The following is an 18,788-nucleotide window of genomic DNA, read 5'->3' on the forward strand; positions in this document are numbered from 1 at the left end:
GGCCTCATTTACCTTAGGGGATGGATAGGCCATGATACGAGTCGTACTTCCGGCACATTTGCGAACACTGGCGCGCATCAACGGAGAGGTGACACTGGACATCGAGGGCCAGGTGACGCAGCGTTCGGTGGTCGACGCGCTCGAGTCCCGCTATCCGATGCTGCGCGGGACGATTCGTGACCATGTCACGCAACGGCGCCGACCGTTCGTGAGGTTCTTCGCCTGCGAGCAGGATCTGTCCCATGAGTCGCCGGATACGCCGCTGCCCCGTGCGGTGGCGACGGGGAACGAGCCGTTTCTTATCGTGGGAGCTATGGCCGGCGGGTAGCAGGCGGTTGAAGGCTACCGGTTACACCTGCCGAACGCCCACGCGCCAAGACGCGCCTTGACGAAGGGGGCGTTCTCGGTCAGACATGCACGTACCGTAAGGGTACGTCGCAGCCGCCGGAAGCTTGCCAACGAACTATTCGACGCCGTAATGGGAGAAAACGAGCATTGATTTGTGTCGGTCCTCTCGAATGACGGCCAACAGAGTTGGTAAGGTTGGGAGAATGAGCCGTGCAGGCCCATTCTCGCATGTCAAATGAAAGTACCCGCCGGACCATCCTTATCCGTGCGGCGGATCTCGACTTCAGTATGGGAGGCCAAAATCCTTGCACGCCCGGCTTGGCCCGGCATTCCAGTTGTTCTGGAAGGAGAAATGACAATGCCATCATGCTCTCATAACCGGCTGTCTACCACTATTCGAACCATCATTCATATCCGTCTCGATTTCTTCTCTCACTTCTCTTAACTGCCTGAAACATTCCGAAGCTAGTGCACGTCCCTTGGGGCGGTCGTGAACCTGCCACGTGTACCGCTTTAGTAGTGCTTTGTCCTACATCAGGTCGACGGACAAACTGCTTACGGTCAAGGACCTAATGGAGCACTATTGCTGCTAAACGGATCATGCCCACACGCCTGTCGTCAGCCCGCCCCACAGCCATGCATTGCCATAGCCTCATCGGATTCTGGCTGTGCGTGGTACTCATAATGACATACGCTCACCTGACCTTCGCCGATGAAGCTGATACTCCATTGGCCGGTGAACAGTATCACACCGAAGTGTTGGGAGAACCGGTCGACGTCCCGCCACGTGACCGCCGGAATGTTACCGCAATCAATTTTGGCGTGCTGTGGATTCCCAATGGCCCAAGTTATCTCGAAGTCCTGCCGTTCGGCTCGCTCTATCTCTGGCGCAACTGGGATGACGACCACCACCGTCTGCGCGCCACAGTGGCCGGCGTGGTCAATGATGTGAATTACAACATCGGTTCGCGTTCGATGAAGGGCTGGGAACTCGTATTCACGCTCGACAATACCATCATCCCGCTCGGCCGGTCCGAATATGTTCAGGGCCAACGGATCTCCGCTGTCGACGTCGAGTGGAGTTACGTTTTTGCGGGAGTGGGCCTCGGCTATCGTGAACGCTTGCTGGGCAAATCCCAAGACAATGCGCTGGAAGTGACCCTCACGTACGAACCGGGGTACCGCTGGTTCCGACGCAGTCGCGACGCATCGTCAAATTTTATAGTGCCCTCCGATACGTATGAGGGCCGCGGCCATTTCCGATTTCGCCTGGACGCGCTGGATCGGAATCTGATGGAACTGCCGCATCGAGGTTATGCGTTCGGCGGAGATGCGATATACGGCCACCGGGCGCAGTGGAGTCAGTGGGGGGGCGTGGCATTTCCCTCCCCTGACGTGCAGAAGCAAAGAGACTATGTGCTGGCGAGCGCCTATCTCGTCGCCGCAAGCGGTGTTCCATTTGTCGACAGTGAACGGCATCGCTTCATTACGTCACTGTATGGCGGGATCGGGAAGAATCTGGACCGTTTTTCAGCGTTCCGATTACCCGGTCGACCGACTGGCTACGAGTGGGAGGCCCTCTCGCTTCCGGTCATGCCGGGTGTCGCGTTCAATGAACTCTTTCCGACACGATACGGCATTGCCGATCTCATCTATCGCTATGAGGCCCTGTTTTTTCTGTACCCCTATATCAGAGCGACGTACGGCATGGTTGAACGACCGCGTTTCGGTCCTGACGGGTCCATACGATTCCAAATGGATTCGTTGCCGGCAGTGGGCGGGGGAATCATTAGCGGAGCGCCATGGCGCTCTCAGATCGAGCTCGGTTACAGTTATAACTTCGGCATCTTCCGCGATCCCGGCGGGCACGTCAGTATGGGTGGACACGGATTCTTTGGCATGTGGTCCAAGGAAATATGAGCGTGTCGCCACGATTGTCAGAGTCGCTCGCCACAGCAGATGTGCCGTAGCCCATCCTCAGTGAGCCTTGACTCTTCCCATTGCACTCGCACGCGTCACCGTTTCGGTCATGTGAGCCGAAGCGACTGTTGGAAACCCATATCGTCGGCCGAAATGCCTTAACACCGCCGCCGTAACTAAGAAAATAAGACCAGCACCAATGAGACTCGCGCCGGGGGTCACCACATCGGCGAGCCATCCAAAGAGAACCATGCCGGCCATGGAAGCAGCCATGGCGGCCGTGCTGAACGTCGTCAAGACGCGAGCCACGATGGCCCCCGGAGCAAGCTCCTGAAGAAAAGCCCAGGTAATAGGAGTGAACAGGGCCAGACTGCCTCCGAGCAACACCATCAGACAGAGGACGATCAATTTCCATGTGACAAGACCCAGCCCTCCCATCGCCGCCCCTCCAAGAAAAAGAGAGATGGACACAATGCGCAGTCGTGCGCAGACATCCCGATGCCCGAGAGTCGAAAGCCACAGTGAGGCGACCAACATGCCGATCCCCAATAACGACCAGAGCGCACCAAGTTCCACCGCCCCCATATGAAAGTGAGATTTCGCCAACGCCGGCAGAAGAAAGACGACCGCACTCGCGGCCATGCTGTACAAGCTCGCTCCGATCATCAAGGCCATGATCATGGGATGACTGACGACGAACCGAAATCCGACGAGTGCGTCGGCTAAAAAGGTACCCTTGCGTGCCGGAGCCTCGTGCGTGTCACTGACAAGCCGCAACGGCAACAGGCAGCCCGCCGAAACCAGGAATGTGGCCACGTTGATATAGAACACATTTTGCGGACCCACCAGCGCAATACCGACACCGCTGATGGCGGGCCCCGCCAGCATGCCGATGTTCGTCGTGCTTTGCAGCAACGCATTCGCCGCGGTTAACTGCGATCGAGGAACAAGAAACGGGATGGATGAGGACATGGCCGGACCGAACACGCTGGAGAACAGGGATATCAAGAAGACAAGAACGTACAGATGCGGCAGCGTCAGCATGCCAAACACGTGAAGCAAAGGTATAAGCAGGACCAGGACGGCTCGAGTCACGTCAATCCATATCATGACCATTTTCTTCGGCACGCGGTCCAGAAAGACACCGATGAGTGCACCGAACAGGAGCGGTGGAATCGTTTGGAGCACGCCTATGACGGTCGTTTTGAGAGTTGAGCCCGTGAGCTCGTAGACGAACCAGAGCAAGGCCACTTTATTAAGGCTATCGCCCACCTGAGAAATCATTTGTCCCGCCCACAGGTAGGCAAAGTTTCTGTTTCGAAGAAGAGTCCACCCACTATGACCTGTTGCCCGTTCCATCGACGGCATGGCTCCACTCATGGCATTGTCACTCTCCAGTATCGCACCTAGGCTTCTCGCTCAACGAGCGGACGTACGTACATTGAATTGTCGGAATAAGTACGACCCGGCGTCCCGTGTGTTTCCTGACAATGCCGTATGATGACCGCATATAGAATATGCTGAACACGGAATGAGCACGCTGCACGCGCTCAAAGGCACATGAGGCAAAGATGTCTTCAGTGGCTGCCGCAAAAACCCAATCGGGGAGCAAAGGGTCGCATGAAAAAAAGGCCGAAACGGGGTGGCGGCTTTTAAAGCTACGGGATCTGCGGTGGCTGTGGACCGGGCAAGCAATCTCGCAAATTGGAGAAGGGCTGAACAAAGTCGCCCTCTTGTATCTAGTCTATAACCTGACAAACTCCACGCTGATGACCACCGTTATCGGTGTGCTTCAAACCTTGCCGCCGCTGGTCCTTGGTCCCGTGCTTGGTGTCTATATCGATCGCTTCCCTAAGAAGCGCATCATGATGGGTGCCGATGCCTTGCGTGCAGGATTGGCGCTCATCATCCCGCTGCTCTATGCCGCAGACGGGCTCACCTTACCGCGCGTCTATGTCGTCGTCTTTTTGATGGCGGTCGTGTCCACCGTATTCGGCCCAGCGCTGTCGGCGACGGTGCCGCTGATTGTGGACCGCGCGCAGTTGACCGCAGCGAATGCCCTAGTCGCGAGCACTGCCATGATCGGCATGTTGGTCGGGCCGGCGGTGAGCGGACTTGGAATCGCAACCGTCGGCATGCAAGTCGTGCTCTACGTCAGCAGCGCCACATTTCTATTATCAGTGCTCTCTCTTTCGCGACTCCACGTGAAAGAGTCCAAGCCGGCACAGGCAGGCAAACGACAACACGGAAGTCTTTTAAGGGACTTAAAGAAAGGCTTGCACTTTGTGTTTGTGGAGCGCAAAACGATTTCCGGTTTTATCCTGTCGGCACTGTGTTATAGCTTGGCCTCGAGCGCGTTCGTGTTTCTGCTGCCCGTGTTTGCAGAAAAGGTCTTGCGGGTGGGGGCCATGATGCTCGGCTGGCTTTGGTCTGCCTATGGAGCGGGAATGGTGGCGGTCTCCATTGCATTGGCCTTCTCCACACAACTGAGTGCGAGCACACGCTTGCTGTTGATCGCCGGCGCCATGGTGACCGGGGGGCTGGCAAGTTTCGTGTTGGCGAGCACGACTCAACCTCTTCTTGCCCTTGTGCTCGTCGCCATCGTAGGCGCCGGGCTTGCTGCATTCACGCCCATCGTCTGGGGTATGCTGCAGGAAATGACACCGGAACATTTGAGGGGACGGATCTTCTCGATCTTCAATACCGGTGCAATGTCAGCCAGTATGATCGGCATGGTGGCCTTCGGATGGACGACCGACCGCCTGGGTCCGCAGGTCAGCCTCTTCGGCATGGCCATCATCTTCTGGGTAACGGCTGCCGCCTCTTTTCTGCTTTGGAAATTCGCCGATCTGACTCACGTGCGATCCGGATCGGATCAGGAAAGCCGTGCCGCGTCATGACGATCACGCGTGAACCACCGCTAATGCTACTCCAACGGAATGCGAGTCTTGTTCTGGGCGAGCCATGCGTCGAAATTTTGTAGCGCCGGATTGAGGCTCCGCGCCACCTCTGGTTTGCGTGCTCCGCAAAAGATCGGTTCGAAGTCCCGCTTGAACTGGAACATATTCCCCAAGTCGTCGGCACCTGGAAATCCAAAGCCGCGATAAGCTTCCGGCGTCACGGCATTGTAGCGTACCTCTCGCTCCAACGCTTTCGTCAGAGCAGCGGCCATCTGGACACCCGTCAAATGTTCACCGGCAATGCCGACGGTCCGTCCAAAAAATTCCTTGCCCTTTTTGAATATGCCCAACGCACACTTCCCGATGTCCTCGGCCGCAATGCCGGGAAGCTTTTTGTCGCCCATCGGCAAGGTCAACGCCAACTTGCCGTCTTGGCCTTTCTTCGGACCCATGCCGAAATGAATAAAATTATCCCAATAAAACGACGTCAGTAAAAACGTCGTGGGCAATCCAAGATCGTTGAATACCCGGTTGGCTTCCCCCTTAGCATCGAAATGAGGCACCTTATACTTGCCCATGAGCGTCGGCATGCGGTTATCATTGATCGGCACCCACTGCCTCGTGTCCTCCAGTGTCGACCAGATGACGTGTTGGACTCCGGCATACTTCGCCGCCTCCGCCATTCCTTTCGCTTCGGAATATTCTCTCTCCGGTGACAAGTGTGCCCAGAAAAATGTCACGCAGAAGGCGCCGTATGCGCCGGCAAATGCCCGCTTCACACTTTCCACATCGTTCAAGTCCGCGGCGACGACTTCAGCGCCCAAGTCCGCCAATTCCTTGGCCTTGTCGGAGTGCACATCCCGCGTCAATGCGCGTGCGATAAACCCGCTGCCAGGCTCGCTCATAATCGCGCGAACCAAGCCGCCGCCCTGCAAACCCGTCGCCCCAACCACTACGATGATCCTCTTCTCAGCCATGATGCAAATCCCCCATTCTTACTCCGCCTGCCGTATGAATCGCGATGCGCAGGCGTTAGAAACTAACACATTACCGCGCCGTGTGAAATAGCTGCCATATTCCCCGGTCCTGAAGGAGAGGCTCTCATGATCCACTTACCCCTGTAGGGGAGCGCGTTCCCATAGACACCCCGTTCACTCGCACTGGAACTTCGTTTCCACATTGTCCTACACAGAAAATGAGCCCGTGTCCGATGGCGCAAGGAGGTCATTGCGTGCAGAAGGGCATGAGAACGAACTGTGTCCTTTGATCCGCCCTCATTATTAAAACGGCCAACCGTATGTACTTTGATTTTTACGGGCTCATCAGTGAACCGTTTCGAACGACCCCAGACGCTGATGCCGTGTATTTCAGTCCAAGCCACCGTGAAGCATTAAGTTCAATACTTTATGGCATTAAAGAACGGAAGGGGGTCATCGTCGTCACCGGCGAAGTGGGAGTTGGGAAAACGACCATCCTTCGCCGATACCTAAAAACCGCCGAGCCCTTGCCACAGAAAACGATCCACCTCTACAACCCGAACATCACGTTCGAGCGGCTTCTCATCACCATTCTCAACCAACTGGGGGCTCAGGCCAACGGCGAAGCATCTGAAATGGTGAGCCGATTGCATGAATTGGCTCTGGCCGAACAAAACCGGGACAGCACGGTCGTCCTCGTCATCGATGAGGCTCAATGCATGCCTCTGGAAACATTAGAAGGTATTCGGATGTTGTCGAATTTGGAGACGGCTGACGAGAAACTCGTCCAAATAGTGCTGATGGGACAGCCCGAGCTTGATGCGGTACTCGACCGCCACGAACTGCGACATGTGCGGGAACGAATCGCCGTTCGCACACGAATTTTGCCTCTCACAAAAACGGAAAGCGCGGAGTATATCCACCACCGACTCATCCAGGTGAGCCGTGAACAGCGATCTATTTTTTCGAAGGGCGCTCTCGAGTTGATCATCAAAACTGCCGAAGGCATTCCCAGACGGTTAAACATTGTCTGTGATAACGCGCTCATTGCCGGCTTCCGCCTGCGCCAGCCCATCATTTCCCGCGCGATTGCCAAGCAGGTGATTGCCGATATGCACGGCCTTCATGCGGCACCGTGGTGGAGAAGCCGCACAGCGGCCGGCGTGGTCGTCAGCCTTGCGTTCATCACTGTCATGAGTATGTATTTAGGCTTTGGCATAGGCGCTCCATCTGAAAAGTTGAGCATCCCACGTCCTGAAGAAGGGATGCCCAGCCCGGCATCGCGGTCTGATCGCGTCGCCCCTGTCACCGAGGTATCACCCGCGGCGGAGCCGGTCGATAAGGCAGCGCCATCGCGCCCCGCTCGCGTCGCCCCTTTGATGGAGGCGCCGATCCCGCCAGGTGGGTCCATCGAGAAGACGCCGTCATCGTCTGTTGCTCGCGTTGCCCCTCTGGCGGAGCCCCCTGTCTCACCGACAGAGTCGCGTCACAACCGCACCTCAGAACGCCCGTCAATGGATACGTCGAGCGCTGGTGAAAAGTTGACGATGAGCACCGAGCTCACGACAGCCGAAAAAATGGAAGCGAGTGAAACCGCCAGACTCTTAGCCGTGCTGATGGATGCCGGACGCGTGGTACTGGGCAAGGCGCAACCGACTATCAACAATCCTCGACTGGAAGATAAAGGCTTCTCGCCCTCAGTGTTTGAAGCGCGGCTGAGGAAAGAATTTCAGGCCAGAACGGGGCATGATTTACGCAACCTCCCCGCCTCGCCCATGCCGGAGCAAGCCAAGCCGCTGCTACTGAAGATGGTTTTTCTGATGCTGAAGGAAGTCCATGACGTTCAACCCGACATCAACAAGAAGGGAATCGGGTTCAAAGGCTTTATCCCGGCAACATTTGCGACCAAAGTTGCACAAAACTTTACGAAGGAAACCGGGCTGAAGGTCAGACAGATCGGTCCGCCCGGGATCGATCCCCGAAACCCCGCGAACAAACCGGATGATCAAGAGGAACAGACCCTCATGCTCATTCAGAAAAACCATCCCCGTGTCGGCGATCACGTCATGGAGCAGCAACTTCCGGATCATTCAGTCCAGGTCTTACTGCCGCTGTTCTATTCGAGGCAATGCCTAGGCTGCCATGGGAAACCAAAGGGTGAGGTCGACATCTCAGGCTATGAAAAGGAAGGTTTTAAAGAAGGGGATCTCGGAGGAGCGATTTCCGTCATTCTTCCCGTCGCGAGCCCCGCAGAGCTTCGCAAGGATGAGGGATAAACACCTGAAGCGAAGCGAACGGCTGGTCCAGTCCATTTCTTCTCACCTCTTTTCCATTGCCACAGGGCCTCAATTGTTCATGATTTTGCATCTGGTTGTTACGTCGCGCCTGAGTCAATAATGCAGCGTGTGAGTGTAACCAGTGTCACGTAGAGTCGAGAGGACACGAATGACCGCCAAGGCGCAATTTCCGCATGAACAAAATGAGCACGGCGAATTCAAGCGGCAACAAGACAGCTTTCACGGATGGGTAACCGCAGATGGACGTTCCGGCTATCCGGCCGAGCCTGGGCGTTACCATCTCTATGTGTCATGGGCGTGCCCCTGGGCGCATCGGACAATCATTGTTCGAAAACTGAAACAGCTCGAAGACGTGATCGGGATGACCGCGGTAGACCCGCTGCGCGATGAACGCGGCTGGGCATTTCGAGACGGCCCACAGCATTCAACCGACCTTGTCAACGGGTTCAAATTTTTGAGCGAGGCCTACTTCGCCACCGACCAGAACTACCGCGGTCGGGTAACTGTCCCCGTGTTGTGGGACACGAAGATGCAGCGCATCGTGAGCAATTCCGACGACGATATCATGCGGATGCTCAATCGTGAATTTGACCGGCTGACCGAGAGCAGAATTGACCTACCCGGAAGACCTCCGGAGCAAGATCGACGAACTGAATACGTTCATTTACGAGAACGTCAACGATGGAGTCTACCGTGCGGGATTCGCGACCTCGCAGAGCGCCTACGAACGCGCGGTCCGTCGTCTCTTTGAGGCGCTCGACATCCTGGATGCACGCCTGGCGAAGCAGCGTTATTTGTTTGGCTCGCGCCTTGTTGAAACCGATTGGCGCTTGTTCGTCACGCTGATCCGCTTCGATGCCGTGTACCACGGACATTTTAAATGCAATCTTCGACGTCTCGCCGATTACGGCAGCCTGTTTGGGTACCTAAAAGACCTCTACCAATATAACGGCATCGCTGAGACTGTGAACTTCGATCACATCAAACGGCACTACTACATGACCCACGGCGAGATTAATCCCACCCGCATCGTTCCCGTTGGTCCTGTCCAGGATCTACAGAGCAGTCACGGCCGAGAACGTTTGCGTTGAATAGATGGCTATCTGGGTCTTCAGGAACCGTGGCTGCGCCCGGCTCATGCTCTGCTACGTTTGCTTGCCACAAAGCAAAGAAACATGTTGAACCAGGCGTGCCGCTATCATATCTTGGCGCTTCCTGGCAGCGTCTTGGCTGCGCTGTTCGGCATCATCCACCCCATTGACGAAAGGATCACCAATGCGGATCGCATTGACATGGGCTGCGGCCCTTTTCTGTCTCGGCATGCCGGCTGCGTACGCCGCCACACCGGAGCCCACCAACGATGACCAAAAGACGCTCTATGCCCTTGGCCAGGCCATTAGTCAATCCCTCGGCAGCTTCAACCTGAGCGAGGCCGAACTCGACATGGTGAAGGCCGGACTGACGGATGGTGTACTGAAACGTCCAGGCAAGGTTGATATGCAGGCGTTCGGGCCGAAGATCCAACAGCTTCAGCAATCACGGGCCGCGGCGGTTGCGGATGGCGAAAAGAAGGCAGGCGCCGCCTACCTAACCAAGGCTGCGGCTGAATCAGGTGCGACAAAGACTGAATCGGGGGCAATCATTAAAACCATCAAGCCGGGGAAGGGAGCTACACCGAAAGCCACGGACACGGTGAAGGTGCACTACCACGGGACGCTGATCGATGGCACGGTGTTCGATAGTTCCGTCCAGCGGAACGAGCCGGCAACCTTTCCTCTCGGAAACGTGATCAAGTGTTGGACGGAAGGCGTACAGCATATTAAAGTCGGCGGAAAGAGCCGCTTGGTGTGTCCATCCAATCTCGCCTATGGCGATCGTGGATCACCGCCGGTCATTAAGCCAGGCGCCACGCTGATATTCGAAGTGGAGCTGCTCGACATCGTCAAGTAGATGACGGCATAGCGACTTCACAAGAGGGCTTCATGCCCCGTGGAGCAACTCAAACTGAGAGGGGGCGGCCTCGACAGGGTCGCCTCCTCATCACTTGCCATCCATTCACCTGTGCATGTCAACAGATGTCTGAAATGAGCGAGTAACGACCAATTCACTTTTCCGAGAACAAACCCGCCGAATCTTGCAATAAGTGAACCTCGGAAAATCGGACGCTCACCCAGATTACGTACGATTCAAGCCTACATTCAGGGGCTAGCAGCTATGCTATTACAGCCATGTCTCTAGCCATACTCCCCAGATAAAGGTGGCCCATGCAAAGCACCAAGCTAACGCGAACTGAGGACTTCCCGCGTTACGGTGAAGAGCAGTTTCACATGATGACAGAACTAATCCCTGACATTGTCTTTACGACCTGTCCAGACGGCTCAGATGATTATCTCAATCAACGATTCTTCGAATATACAGGACTTGAACCTGAAGAAGGGGCAGCGGCCAGCTGGCTGCACGCTGTCCATCCTGAAGACGTGCATTTGGCCCAGAACGCATGGCCCAGGGAGAAGGAAGCCCTCACATCACATGAGATCACCCTCAGGCTGAGGGGAAAAGATGGGAGCTATCGATGGTTCATCACCAGAACTCGACCCGTTCGTGATCGAGCGGACCACATCCTAAAATGGGTTGGCACCGTCACGGATGTTCATGACCTGAAGGTCGCTAAAGCGGCCTTGCGCGAGCGGGAAGAAGAGTATCGGGCCATGTTTGAGCTGGCGAGCGTTGGCAAAGCACAAGTGGACCCGTACACTGGGCGGTATGTCAGAGTGAATCACAAGCTCAGCGAAATGACCGGCTATTCGCCGGAAGAGTTGATGAGCAAAACCATCGGCGAGATTACCCATCCTGAAGACCGGCAGCATGATTCTGACGCTCTGAAGCAATTGATGAGCGGAGAGTTGCAGGAATACTCCACTGAAAAGCGCTACATCAGAAAGGACGGATCCGTCCGCTGGGCTCATCTCGATGCGGTCATGCTCCGGGACAGTCAGGGGATGCCGCTCCGGGCCGTGGGGGTCATACAGGACATCACCGAGCGTAAACGCGCCGAGGAGGCGTTGCGGGAGAGTGAGGACCGCTTCAAGGCGTTTATGGACAATACTCCGGCCGTCGCCTTTATGAAGGATGAAGAAGGGCGGTACGTCTATGCCAACAGAATGTTCACATCGCTGTTTCAGATGCAGCATAAAGACCTCGTCGGCCAGAGTGATGCCGATGTATTTCCCAGCGAAGCCGCCCGGCAGCTGCAAGCAAACGATGCCGCTATTTTGAAAACCAATACCCCGCAACAAGTCCTTGAACAACTTCCCGCACCGGATGGTGTTTTACGGCATTGGCTCACCTTCAAATTTCCGGTCGAAGCCTCCCATCGCCGGCTTTTGGGCGGAGTAGCGTTCGACGTGACCGACCGAGTACAAGCGGAGACTGCGCTGCAAGAATCCAAGAGACAACTGCAGACACTGAACGAAACGCTGGAAGAGATGGTGAAGGCGCGCACGATCGAATTGCTCAACAAGCAGCAGACACTCAGAGCATTGGCCGCTGAGCTCACGCGAACCGAGGCGCGGGAACGGAAACGGCTGGCAACTGATCTGCACGACAACCTGGCGCAGCTGCTCGTTCTGTGCAAGATGAAACTGGAGGTGGCTGAACATAACCGGATGGATCCAGCGAGCGCATTCAAAGCGGTCACGTCGCTGCTGGACGAAGCCCTCATCTACACCCGTACCGTCATGTCGGACCTACGCCCGCCCCTGCTTGGAAATGAGGACGATTTGCGGACCGCCATTGCCTGGGTTGTCGAAAAATTACAGCGGCATGGTCTGACGGTGACCGTCTACGATGACGGACAACCAAAACTGATGGATGAAGATGTACTGACGGTCACGTACCAGGCCATTCATGAATTGCTGTTCAATGTGCTCAAACACGCCCGGACAAAGCAGGCCATCGTCTTGCTGAAGCGCGACAAGGAGTATTTGGAGGCTGTGGTGATGGATGAGGGGGCGGGATTCGTACCCGGCACCCAACCGTCAACCTTAGATGAGGGGGGATTCGGTCTTTTCAGTATCCGCGAACGCATTGAGCCTCTCGGGGGATGCTTCACAATTACTTCTCACATGGGTGTGGGCACCACCGCGAAATTGATCATGCCACTCAAGATCTGCACGAATTCGCCCGACATGTCTGAATTGACACCTCGAGGGCAGAGCCCGGGGTCCAGTGATGAGGACGCGTCCCGAACAGTGGCCGCGTCAAAAATACGCGTGTTATTGGTCGATGACCATCAAATCATCCGCGAAGGGCTGCGCAGCATCATCGAAGGACAAGACGACCTGCACGTCGTTGCAGAGGCCGCGGACGGCAAAGAGGCCCTCGACTTATCGCGTAAGCTACGCCCCGATATCATCGTCATGGACGTAAATTTACCGGTACTGAACGGACCGGAAGCGACTCGGCTCATTAAGGCGGAATTTCCAACGATTGCCATCATCGGGCTGTCCGTCCATGAGGAGAGCAAGATGGCGCAAACTATGCGCGATGCAGGCGCCTCCGACTATCTCTCTAAGGGCGGGTCTTTCGAGAGGCTCTGTCATGCGATCCGATCGGCAGCTTCGAAGGGCACGCACGAGAAACCATCGCGCCATGACACGGCGAAAACCTTTTCGCAATAGGCATGCTCTTTCTGAGCGGCCTCAAGCCCGGGGGTCAAAACAGATCCAATGCGGCCCAACCACTGGGGAAAGCCGTCGCCCTGGCCGGATAGGCCCATGTCTTTATGCCTTCCCTCGCAAATACTCATCCTCATCTTTTTTGTCAGTATGGCATCCGATGTTGCCGCTGCCGAGCCTGAATTTCATGGACAGCCCGTCACCGTCCGCAGTTGCGATGAAATCGCAGTACGTCACAAGGCCAGAATTATCGCCGTGCGCATCGCCGGCATCGATTGTCCCGGACGAAAACAGCCATTCGCAACAGAGGCGAGATCATTTGTCGGTAAGCTGATAAACAAACAAACTATCAGAGTGAAACCGATAGGTCACGACCGGCATCGGCGTGTCTGGGCACACGTCTTTCTCCCCGATGGCCGGTCATTGGCCTATGAGATGGTCAAGTCGGGTTGGGCACAGGCGTCGGCATCCGCTGTCGATGAGCGATTGTCGGCATTGGAGGAAGAGGCGCGAAGAGGGAAGCGAGGTCTCTGGGACGACAGGCCATTGGCGGCAGGAAAGACCCGGGACCATGCTCCACGAGTGAGTCATTAACGCTTGCCGGTTTACAAGCAAGAGAGGGCAATAGATCTGGCCCACCCCATACGGCCCCGCGATATGATTTTGAATACCGCCGCTCGCGTTGCCTGTGTCCTTTTTTTGGCTGACATTCTCCTAAGCTGCGCGCCCGCACGATGGGAGCATCCCACACAGGGGGCCCAGCGCTTGGAAGAGGATCGCACCGACTGCATGAACCAGGCAACAGTCGAACACATGCAGATCGACCCGCACACGGGTGCCGTCTTTGATAAAGAGGAAAGCGTGAAACGATGCTTGATATCGAAGGGTTACATTCAGCGCTCCCAACATTGACCGTGAAGAAGGTCCTGAATCGCCCCGTCAACAGCCATGTTCGCTCCAATGGCGGAGGATCTCGTCCTGGTCAAGCTTTAATCGATATTCCTCGCACCACCATCGCCCCGGTCCATTCAGATCACCGGCTTGAAACTCCCTAAACCGATAGAGTAAAAGACTGCTCCCATCGTTGTATCTGCGGATCTCTCGAGGCGGCCCCATGCGTCGGATGATGTCTTCCTTCGTCGCATCATTGACTGCACTCTTTAGATAGCGCTCTTGCCACGATTGAAACAGCCCGCATGCCGCCAATAGAATGGCGCCAAAGACGATTCCATAGGTCCTCGGCACTCGTGACCAATTCACCTTTCGGTTCTCGTACTATTATTCTATACGGCTGGAGAAGCTTTACCGGACAGGGCTGAGATCAAATTCGACGATTCCCGGGAATCTTACAGGTCACGAGACGGAGTTCTTTGACTAAGAGGAAGCCCATCGTGGGACGGTCGTTCCTCGTCTTACTATGCTCGAAAATGAGAACGGAGAGAATGAACGGTGAATGAAAAGTGGAAGGGCCGTGGATAGCATCGATATCACGTTTCTCAATTTCATCGCTGCCAGGATCCTCATCGTGAAAAGCCTCCTTGAGGGTTCGCACCGATTCGTGAATGGGTCTTTCTCTATGTCGCGTCTCACGGTGCCGTATAACTGCCATACTCTGGAATAGGGTCAGGCGCACGCTCATGACCGGCGGCCGGAAGATTCCCGTGTCCGTTCGGCGTCGCTTGGATGGCCCCCGGACGGGGTTGGCTCTCCACGCCATTGCGCGTCTGATAAGAGTCGCTGATCTCAGTACACCCAATTATGAGCGGAAGCAGCATCGTCAGCATACTCCCATACCGTAGCCGCTTCATGACGCTCTCCTTATCTCTGCTCTCGTAGGCGGTTCACCATGCCATTATCTACTTTACCATGATGAACACTGAGCAGTTTTCAATCTGTCCCGGTCTGCATCTGGCATGGTAAGGAGCGAACCGTCCGGATTACACTCATTCCACAAATCATCGGACCATAACGACGATGCCATTTCCGAAACGAACACTCATGGCCGGTGCCATCGGTAATGTGCTGGAGTGGTACGACTTCGCCCTCTATGGTTACTTTGCGCCGGTCTTCGCGTCGATGTTTTTCCCGTCTGAGCAGCCCTCGGTATCGTTGCTCTCTGCCTTTGGCGTATTTGCAATCGGATTTCTCGCCCGCCCCTTAGGGGCGCTGCTCTTCGGCTACATCGGCGACACCCTAGGACGGCGCGAAGCGCTGGCCTGGTCCGTCATCCTCATGGCGCTACCGACCGTGGTCGTCGGCCTGCTGCCAACCTATGCGATGATCGGGATCGCAGCGCCTCTCGCCCTCACATGTTGTCGGTTTCTCCAAGGTCTATCGGTCGGTGGAGAATTCACCGGGTCCGTCACGTTTCTCGTCGAGCACGCGGCGCCTTCCCAACGGGGCTACATCGGCAGTTGGGCCGGCTTCAGCGCGCAGATCGGAGCACTACTTGGGTCAGGCATGGGAGCTCTCGTGGCATCGAGCCTAACAAACGAGGCGCTGCATCAGTGGGGATGGCGCATTCCATTTTTGCTGGGAAGCCTGATCGCATTCGTAGGATGGTACCTGCGCACATGCATTCCGGAATCGCCCGCCTTCGAACAGGTGCGCCGGGCGAGGGCCCTATCCGCCGCTCCTATCCGCGAGGTCTTCACCCATCAACGAGCGGCCATTGCCAAAGTCATCGGTCTCGTCTGGCTCCACGGCGTCGGCTTTTATCTGCTGTATGTGTATCTCACCACATACCTTTCCACCATGACGACCGTTCCGCTGGGCACCGTCTTGACCATGAATACTATGTGCATGTTGCTGTTGGCTGTCCTGATTCCACTGATGGGCCATCTCTCGGATAAGATCGGACACATACGGTTACTGCTCATCGGGGCTGCCGGACTCGCCATGACCGCCTACCCGTCCTTCGTCTCGTTAACAAGCGCCGACCTGCCCCTGATGTGGGGCGCATACGCGTGGTTGACCGTGCTCATGTCCTGTTATTTCGGACCGTTTTTCGCCGTGGTTGTCACACTCTTCCCCACGGCGCAACGCTACACCGGCCTTTCTGCCGCATATAATATCGCCGCCGCCTTATTCGGTGGCACCGCTCCCCTGGTGGCGACCTTGTTAATCGAGTGGACTGGAAACAGCCTCAGCCCGAGTCTGTATTTAAGCCTCTGTGCGCTCATCTCGCTCAGCGCCATCCTGACGCTTGATAAAGCACTAGCCGGTCGCGAGCTGGCATAGAACGCTCCCTACGATGAACTGTGCCGAGACGCAGCTTCTCGATGGAGTAGGAAAACACCTACATCAATCCATCCATCGCTCGACTTACGCTCTACCACCACTAGGGGCATCATACAGACGTAGAGCATTACTAGATCGAATACCGAGGGGGAGGTCTATGCCACAGCGCAGGGTTCGATATGCAGTCGTCGGCTTAGGCCACATCGCGCAGGTTGCCGTGCTGCCGGCGTTTGCGCATGCCGCTCAGAATTCGCAGGTCACGGCGCTGGTCTCAGGCAATCGAACAAAACTCAAGCAGATCAGCAAGCGATATGGCATCCCGCATACCTATTCCTATCGGGACTATGACCGTTGTCTGAACGACGGGCATGTGGACGCCGTGTACATCGCTCTGCCGAACAGCATGCATTGCGAATATACCGTGCGGGCCGCTCGCGCAGGCATTCATGTGCTGTGTGAAAAGCCGATGGCAGTGACATCGGAAGAATGCCGGCAAATGATTCAAGCGGCCAAACAGGCGCGTGTAAAACTCATGGTGGCGTATCGTCTGCACTTCGAGGAAGCGAACATGACGGCGGTGGACCTGATCCGATCCCGCAAGCTCGGACCCGTGCGCTTCTTTAATTCCGTCTTTACCATGCAAGTCCGTCCGGGAGATATCCGCGTCAAGCGCGAGTACGGCGGCGGCACGCTGTATGACATCGGGGTGTATTGCATCAATGCCGCCCGATACCTCTTTGGAGAAAACCCGGAGGAAGTGACAGCCTTTGTCATCAGCGGCGCCGATCGTCGATTTAAAGAAGTGGACGAGATGACGGGCGCACTCCTGCGATTCCCTCAGGACCGGCTTGGCACATTCGTATGCAGCTTTGGTGCGACCGATGTATCGGCATATGAAGTGGTCGGCACGAAAGGCCGCATTCGGGTCGAGCCCGCCTATGAATACGTCGGTAAACTAAAGCAGCAGATCACAATTAACGGCAAGCCACGCGAGCGAGCGTTCCCCAGTCGTGATCAATTCGCCCCGGAACTGCTCTACTTTTCAGAATGTATTCTCAGGGACCGTGACCCGGAGCCATCCGGCGAGGAAGGTCTGAACGATATCCGGATAATCGAGGCGCTCTACCGGTCTGCGGAAATCGGGCGGCCCGTGAAGATAACCGGTCTGTCTGCCAATCGGCGACCAACGAGCGAGCAAATCATTAAGCGCCCGCCGGTCAAGAAGCCTTCTCTGGTCCAGGTACGATCGCCCAGCTTATGACATGACATAGCGGTTGCGGTTTCATTGTTTTCGCTGCTGCCACGACGGTCCCCTATCGTTTGATTAAGACGCCACCGTATTAGTCCATCCCACCATACGGGTGCTGATTCACCCAAGCCCTGATCAACAATCCTGATCGTGTCGATATCCCACTACGAGTATGCTCGCCACTTTCACCTCACTCGAGAACCGGTTACAGTATGGTTCACATCGGGATGGGAGGATAAGGATGAACCTTGAGACTGTGTTGACCATGCTGCTGTACGTAGCAGCGGGGTGGATTGCGCTGCTTGGACTGAAAAGTTTTCAGACCTGGCGGGAGAGTCATCACCATGTGGACCTGGTGACCGGTCTTATTGATGTGTCGGCCTCAACGGTGGGGATAGCATATCTCGTCTGGTGGCCCCTCTTGCTTGCCGTCACATGGAGGTGGTTTCTGCCGTTTATTCAACGATCACAGAAGGAGTAACGCGAGTTCTCCCACTTCAGTTCACTATGCCGAATCGAACACCTGACAAACCCCTGCTGAGAAAGGACGACAGAATTACGATGAGCCAAAGGAGACACATGGACCGGCCCGCATTTGGAATCGACATTGATGGAGTATTGAGCGATGTCGACGTGATGCTCGACGAACTGGCGATTCAGTACACCGGCAAGCCGTGGCCACGCGAATTCGCGGCGGCTCCGTCGAGCACGACAGAACTCATCCCCGATCACCTACTGCAACAGATTTTCGACGAGTTTCACGAGACACGTATCCCGCTCCTATCGATTCTCCCCGGTGCACGAGAAGCGTTAGAACTTCTTCAGACGCGCTACCGGTTAGTGCTGGTTACCGCCCGACGAGCAACATCCGAAACGCTCACTCGGGAATGGTTATTCGAACATGGCATTCCCTTCGACGCCCTATATCATCTCGAGAATAAATGCGAGGTCCCCGAAGCGCTCTCCCTGGCCATTGACGATCATCCCCGACATATCGCCCGCTATCTCGAGCAAGGAATTCGCTGCTTTGTCATGGACTATCCTCGCAACCGGCAGTTGATGCCGCACCCGCAGCTGACGCGCGTGCAGTCGTGGCCACAAGTCATCGAGCAGTTACCGGTGTGAGCCTCGTTGCTTCTGCTCGAATGCTTCCCCACGGGCAGAATGATCGCCTTCCAGCC

The 18,788-nt window shown here is 56.0% G+C and carries 15 protein-coding genes and 1 pseudogene; 12 read left to right on the forward strand and 4 right to left on the reverse strand.

Annotated elements, in window-relative coordinates:
• Positions 1–31 precede the first annotated feature (31 nt).
• Together ACWHYZ_RS17330 and ACWHYZ_RS17335 are read left to right on the forward strand one after the other, a co-directional pair.
• Entirely contained in the window at positions 32–328 is a 297-nt protein-coding gene (locus ACWHYZ_RS17330) for a MoaD/ThiS family protein (protein WP_447983928.1), read from the forward strand.
• 704 nt (positions 329–1,032) lie between these two features.
• Positions 1,033–2,268, forward strand: a complete 1,236-nt coding sequence (locus ACWHYZ_RS17335; protein ID WP_447983929.1) for a hypothetical protein — start codon at positions 1,033–1,035, stop codon at positions 2,266–2,268.
• A gap of 57 nt (positions 2,269–2,325) precedes the next feature.
• On the opposite strand, the gene ACWHYZ_RS17340 is transcribed toward ACWHYZ_RS17335, so the two are convergent.
• Positions 2,326–3,636: an MFS transporter gene (locus ACWHYZ_RS17340; RefSeq protein ID WP_447983930.1), complete on the reverse strand. Its 1,311-nt coding sequence runs from the start codon at positions 3,634–3,636 to the stop codon at positions 2,326–2,328.
• A gap of 203 nt (positions 3,637–3,839) precedes the next feature.
• On the opposite strand from ACWHYZ_RS17340, the gene ACWHYZ_RS17345 reads away from it, so the two are divergent.
• The gene (locus ACWHYZ_RS17345; RefSeq protein ID WP_447983931.1) at positions 3,840–5,168 is read left to right on the forward strand and encodes an MFS transporter; all 1,329 of its coding nucleotides are present in this window, start codon (positions 3,840–3,842) and stop codon (positions 5,166–5,168) included.
• Between the two features lie 26 nt (positions 5,169–5,194).
• Here ACWHYZ_RS17345 and ACWHYZ_RS17350 read toward each other — a convergent pair whose 3' ends face one another.
• Positions 5,195–6,145, reverse strand: coding sequence for an NmrA/HSCARG family protein (locus ACWHYZ_RS17350; protein WP_447983932.1), 951 nt, complete (start codon positions 6,143–6,145; stop codon positions 5,195–5,197).
• A 320-nt stretch (positions 6,146–6,465) separates the two neighbouring features.
• On the opposite strand from ACWHYZ_RS17350, the gene ACWHYZ_RS17355 reads away from it, so the two are divergent.
• The 5 genes and pseudogenes from ACWHYZ_RS17355 to ACWHYZ_RS17375 all read left to right on the forward strand — a co-directional run bounded on the left by ACWHYZ_RS17355 (position 6,466) and on the right by ACWHYZ_RS17375 (position 13,712).
• Positions 6,466–8,421: an AAA family ATPase gene (locus tag ACWHYZ_RS17355; protein WP_447983933.1), complete on the forward strand. Its 1,956-nt coding sequence runs from the start codon at positions 6,466–6,468 to the stop codon at positions 8,419–8,421.
• A gap of 169 nt (positions 8,422–8,590) precedes the next feature.
• Positions 8,591–9,533, forward strand: a pseudogene (locus ACWHYZ_RS17360) (glutathione S-transferase family protein).
• Between the two features lie 184 nt (positions 9,534–9,717).
• Positions 9,718–10,392: an FKBP-type peptidyl-prolyl cis-trans isomerase gene (locus ACWHYZ_RS17365; RefSeq protein WP_447983934.1), complete on the forward strand. Its 675-nt coding sequence runs from the start codon at positions 9,718–9,720 to the stop codon at positions 10,390–10,392.
• Positions 10,393–10,706: 314 nt separating this feature from the next.
• Positions 10,707–13,121: a PAS domain S-box protein gene (locus ACWHYZ_RS17370; RefSeq protein WP_447983935.1), complete on the forward strand. Its 2,415-nt coding sequence runs from the start codon at positions 10,707–10,709 to the stop codon at positions 13,119–13,121.
• Between the two features lie 96 nt (positions 13,122–13,217).
• Complete coding sequence (locus tag ACWHYZ_RS17375; RefSeq protein ID WP_447983936.1) at positions 13,218–13,712, forward strand: thermonuclease family protein; 495 nt, start codon at positions 13,218–13,220, stop codon at positions 13,710–13,712.
• A 345-nt stretch (positions 13,713–14,057) separates the two neighbouring features.
• On the opposite strand, the gene ACWHYZ_RS17380 is transcribed toward ACWHYZ_RS17375, so the two are convergent.
• Positions 14,058–14,378 (reverse strand): hypothetical protein, encoded by a 321-nt coding sequence (locus ACWHYZ_RS17380; protein WP_447983937.1) that lies wholly within the window; start codon positions 14,376–14,378, stop codon positions 14,058–14,060.
• Positions 14,379–14,704: 326 nt separating this feature from the next.
• Positions 14,705–14,926, reverse strand: a complete 222-nt coding sequence (locus tag ACWHYZ_RS17385; RefSeq protein ID WP_447983938.1) for a hypothetical protein — start codon at positions 14,924–14,926, stop codon at positions 14,705–14,707.
• Between the two features lie 166 nt (positions 14,927–15,092).
• Here ACWHYZ_RS17385 and ACWHYZ_RS17390 point away from each other — a divergent pair, with 166 nt between their 5' ends.
• From ACWHYZ_RS17390 to ACWHYZ_RS17405, 4 genes are all read left to right on the forward strand, one after another.
• Positions 15,093–16,358, forward strand: a complete 1,266-nt coding sequence (locus ACWHYZ_RS17390; RefSeq protein WP_447983939.1) for an MFS transporter — start codon at positions 15,093–15,095, stop codon at positions 16,356–16,358.
• A gap of 157 nt (positions 16,359–16,515) precedes the next feature.
• Positions 16,516–17,619: a Gfo/Idh/MocA family protein gene (locus ACWHYZ_RS17395; RefSeq protein ID WP_447983940.1), complete on the forward strand. Its 1,104-nt coding sequence runs from the start codon at positions 16,516–16,518 to the stop codon at positions 17,617–17,619.
• Positions 17,620–17,848: 229 nt separating this feature from the next.
• The gene (locus tag ACWHYZ_RS17400; protein WP_447983941.1) at positions 17,849–18,088 is read left to right on the forward strand and encodes a hypothetical protein; all 240 of its coding nucleotides are present in this window, start codon (positions 17,849–17,851) and stop codon (positions 18,086–18,088) included.
• Positions 18,089–18,186: 98 nt separating this feature from the next.
• Positions 18,187–18,732, forward strand: coding sequence for a 5' nucleotidase, NT5C type (locus tag ACWHYZ_RS17405; protein ID WP_447983942.1), 546 nt, complete (start codon positions 18,187–18,189; stop codon positions 18,730–18,732).
• Positions 18,733–18,788: the final 56 nt, after the last annotated feature.

Source organism: Nitrospira sp. Nam74, assembly GCF_965152615.1.

What these genes read in the sequence shown, in the direction of transcription:
- ACWHYZ_RS17330 (WP_447983928.1), top strand. Translation starts at nt 32, where the DNA reads ATGATACGAGTCGTACTTCCGGCACATTTGCGAACACTGGCGCGCATC.
- ACWHYZ_RS17335 (WP_447983929.1), top strand. Translation starts at nt 1,033, where the DNA reads ATGACATACGCTCACCTGACCTTCGCCGATGAAGCTGATACTCCATTG.
- ACWHYZ_RS17340 (WP_447983930.1), bottom strand. Translation starts at nt 3,636, where the DNA reads ATGCCGTCGATGGAACGGGCAACAGGTCATAGTGGGTGGACTCTTCTT.
- ACWHYZ_RS17345 (WP_447983931.1), top strand. Translation starts at nt 3,840, where the DNA reads ATGTCTTCAGTGGCTGCCGCAAAAACCCAATCGGGGAGCAAAGGGTCG.
- ACWHYZ_RS17350 (WP_447983932.1), bottom strand. Translation starts at nt 6,145, where the DNA reads ATGGCTGAGAAGAGGATCATCGTAGTGGTTGGGGCGACGGGTTTGCAG.
- ACWHYZ_RS17355 (WP_447983933.1), top strand. Translation starts at nt 6,466, where the DNA reads ATGTACTTTGATTTTTACGGGCTCATCAGTGAACCGTTTCGAACGACC.
- ACWHYZ_RS17365 (WP_447983934.1), top strand. Translation starts at nt 9,718, where the DNA reads ATGCGGATCGCATTGACATGGGCTGCGGCCCTTTTCTGTCTCGGCATG.
- ACWHYZ_RS17370 (WP_447983935.1), top strand. Translation starts at nt 10,707, where the DNA reads ATGCAAAGCACCAAGCTAACGCGAACTGAGGACTTCCCGCGTTACGGT.
- ACWHYZ_RS17375 (WP_447983936.1), top strand. Translation starts at nt 13,218, where the DNA reads ATGTCTTTATGCCTTCCCTCGCAAATACTCATCCTCATCTTTTTTGTC.
- ACWHYZ_RS17385 (WP_447983938.1), bottom strand. Translation starts at nt 14,926, where the DNA reads ATGAAGCGGCTACGGTATGGGAGTATGCTGACGATGCTGCTTCCGCTC.
- ACWHYZ_RS17390 (WP_447983939.1), top strand. Translation starts at nt 15,093, where the DNA reads ATGCCATTTCCGAAACGAACACTCATGGCCGGTGCCATCGGTAATGTG.
- ACWHYZ_RS17395 (WP_447983940.1), top strand. Translation starts at nt 16,516, where the DNA reads ATGCCACAGCGCAGGGTTCGATATGCAGTCGTCGGCTTAGGCCACATC.
- ACWHYZ_RS17400 (WP_447983941.1), top strand. Translation starts at nt 17,849, where the DNA reads ATGAACCTTGAGACTGTGTTGACCATGCTGCTGTACGTAGCAGCGGGG.
- ACWHYZ_RS17405 (WP_447983942.1), top strand. Translation starts at nt 18,187, where the DNA reads ATGGACCGGCCCGCATTTGGAATCGACATTGATGGAGTATTGAGCGAT.